Origin of the sequence: Streptomyces niveus, from assembly GCF_001723055.1 — a bacterium.
Taxonomy (GTDB): Bacteria; Actinomycetota; Actinomycetes; order Streptomycetales; family Streptomycetaceae; genus Streptomyces; species Streptomyces niveus.
This window is the reverse complement of sequence record NZ_MDCR01000181.1, coordinates 1-2,858: the sequence shown is the minus strand read 5'-3', so window position 1 is coordinate 2,858 and position 2,858 is coordinate 1. Positions and strand designations below refer to the sequence as shown.

The 2,858-nt window shown below is 71.3% G+C and carries 2 protein-coding genes and 1 pseudogene; 1 reads left to right on the top strand and 2 read right to left on the bottom strand.

All coding sequences use genetic code 11. The features are described from left to right. A pseudogene (locus tag BHU15_RS21545) lies at window positions 1-531 on the top strand (SWIM zinc finger family protein); the annotation flags it as partial. Window positions 532-751: 220 nt separating this feature from the next. On the opposite strand, the gene BHU15_RS21540 reads toward BHU15_RS21545, so the two are convergent. Together BHU15_RS21540 and BHU15_RS21535 are read right to left on the bottom strand one after the other, a co-directional pair. Continuing rightward, a complete protein-coding gene (locus BHU15_RS21540; RefSeq protein ID WP_069628700.1) occupies window positions 752-1,936 on the bottom strand; it encodes a S1 family peptidase in 1,185 nt (394 codons plus the stop codon). Between the two features lie 341 nt (window positions 1,937-2,277). Next, window positions 2,278-2,817, bottom strand: coding sequence for an HAD domain-containing protein (locus BHU15_RS21535; RefSeq protein WP_023542483.1), 540 nt, complete (start codon window positions 2,815-2,817; stop codon window positions 2,278-2,280). Window positions 2,818-2,858: the final 41 nt, after the last annotated feature.

The window sequence follows — 2,858 nt, the reverse complement described above, 5'->3', positions numbered from 1 at the left end:
TATCCGCACACACCCGGCGCCCCCGACCCGCTGGCGCTCGACCTGCTCGCGACCGAGGCGGCGGCCCGCGCGCACACGTTCCTCGCGACCGGCATCGACCCCGTCGCGGGCCTCACCCCCTGGCAGGACGCCGTCCGGCTGGCCGCCGCCCACCCCGGCTCCGGCCTCACCGCTTCCACCCGCGCCCTCTACCGCGACCTCGCGGCGGGCACCGACCACAGCCCCATGGACCTGGCACGCGCCGTCGCCGCCTGGCGCCAGGGCGGCCTCGCGGGCCTGTCCGTCCTGGAGGAACCCTGGGACCCCCCGGCCGGCCCGTTCGACCGGGCCCGCCCCGCCCTCATGGCGGCCGACTTCCCGCACTTCCGCCCCTGGCGCAACCGCCTCTCGGAGCCCTCGCTCCAGCTCCGCTTCGGCCGCGACGGACTCTGGTACGGGTACGAGTCGGACCGCGACCGCGAGGACTGGTGGCCCCGCGGCACCCCCGACACCGACCCCGTGGGCGCGCTCACGGCCCTGCTCGGACGGTGACCGGTACGGGCACGGGAGGTGTTCGACGTTCGCAACACGATCAGCGGGACGGTGAACGGCCCGGTCGTCCAGGCCGGGAGGGTCGACTCGCCGCGCTTCGGATACCGGGACACGCAATCGCCGGACGGGGACTGAGACCCGTCCGGCGATCGAGGTCCGACCGGCCGCCGGGGGCCCACCCGGCGGCAGATCCGTACCGGCCCGTGAGCCGTCGCCCTGATCAGGCGGTGTGCAGCGTCAGACCGTACGTGCTGAGGATCTCGTTGACCGGCTGGTAGAAGCTCTGCCCGCCGCTGGTGCAGTTGCCCGAGGCGCCGGACGTCACGCCCTGCGCCTGGTCACCGCTGATGAACGAGCCGCCCGAGTCGCCGCCCTCGGCGCAGGCGCTCGTCTGGACCATCTGGTGGACGGCGCCCTGCGAGTAGTTGACCGTCACGTTCTTGGCCAGGACGTTGCCGCAGCGCCAGTGCGTCGTGGAGCCGGAGCGGCAGATCGACGAGCCGGTGGGGGCTTCGTTCGAACCGCGAACCAGCTGGTCCGGGATGGTGCCCCAGCCGAGGACGACGGGCACGGTCCACCAGCCGTTGGCGACGTTCACCCACGCGTAGTCGTTGCCGGGGAAGGACGATCCCTGGAAGTTGCCGATGGCGGAGTTGTCCCAGCCGCGCACCGACTGGCCGCGCGGGCCGCAGTGCCCGGCGGTCACGAAGCCGCCGTGGACGGAGAAACCGATGGAGCAGCGGACGTTGCCCGTGTAGTACGGGTCTCCGCCGACGGTCCCGGCGGCGGTGGTGGACGGAGCGTGGGTCGTCTCCGCCACGGTCACCGGGCCGGTCTTCCTGGCCTTGGCGACGAACGCGGCGACGGCCTTGGTGTCGCTCTTCGACGCGAGGACGTCCACCACGACCCGGTTGGTCTCGGCGTCGACACGCCAACTGCTGACGCCGGACGGCGCGGAGAGCGCGTCGATGCGCTTCATGGTCGCGTCGAGCGCCTTCTCGCTGTGCTTCACGAGCTTGACCGTGGCGCCGGTCGCGCGCACGGCGGCTGCCTTGTCCTCGTCGGTGAGGGCGACGGTGAGTGTGTTGTCGGCCGCGCTGAACCAGGAACCGCCGTACGACGCTCCCGCCGCGCGCTGCGCCTTGGTGTCGATGGCGGTCGCCGTCTTCTCGGCGGCGAGCCGGGCCTCGGCCTGAGTCTTCGTCAGGCCGAATTCCTTCTGCATGGCGGTGAGCAGGCCCTCGGACGCCGCTGCCTTCGTCGCCGAGGCTGACATCGATGTCGAGGCAGAGGTGGACACGGAGTCGGGTGCGGCGGCCGAGGCGGGGGCGAGCCCGGCCGTCGCCCACGTACCGACGAGGAGGAGTGCGGACAGACCGGTACGTACAACTGTCTTGCGTCTCAAGGCATTCGCCCTTCGGTTGTTCCAGCGATCGTGGGGATGGAACAGTGGAACAGCGGGCGAGTGAGAGCGCTCTCATCCGCCCCGGCCGGAGCGTATCCAAGGATCGTGGACAGGTCCATGCCAATGCTGGAACGAATTCGGGCGTGGATGTGATTCGCCTGGTCGGAAGGGATGCGGGCCGGGTGGAACGATTCCCTCCGGAGGGTGCCGGAGCGGTCTCCGGGTCGGTGTGACGGCGCTGCAACTCCCCTCCGGGCGAGGCTTTTACAGCGTTGCAAAAGGCAAGTCGTGAACGCTTCTCAGCGCCGTACAGGTGCCGACGCGGCGCGGTCGGCGTGCCGTCAGAGCAACTTCGCCCAGTTGGTCAGCGTCGCGAAGTCCCGTTCCCGCAAGCCCCGTCGGGGGTGGATGCGCAACAGCAGCGCCGGCCCGTCGTGATGAGTGGCGACATACGTCGTGTCCAGGTCGGTGATCATGTCGTCGACCCAGGCGAAGGGGCGGCCGTCCGCCCACTCCACCAGGGGACGCGTCTTCCAGAAGAGGCCGTCGGGGTCCGTCGCGAAGAGTTCGGGCCACTCGATCACCGGCAGATCGCCCGGCAGCCCGACGCCCGGCGAGATCATGGTGTTGGCCTCGTGCATCCACGTGGTGGCCCAGGCCAGTTCGAAGGGCAGCCCGGTGAGCAGCGGACCGTGGGCGGGGTTGAGCCGCACCCGCAGCCCGCGTCTGTGCGCACGGGATCCCGGCGTCTGGCGGGCGAGCCAGTTCGCCGGGCGCAGATGGTGGGTCGTGTACCCGCGCGGCCGGGGCAGCCTTGCGGCGTACGGGTTGAGGGGGCCGTCGACGTCGAGGAGCAGCAGGGGGCGTGTGCGAACCGTCATGAGGAAGAAATGCCCACCCCCGGCGCCGTTCACGACCCCCG

Excerpts from the sequence above, each read along its gene's own strand:
- BHU15_RS21535 (WP_023542483.1), bottom strand. The coding sequence starts at position 2,817 with ATGACGGTTCGCACACGCCCCCTGCTGCTCCTCGACGTCGACGGCCCC.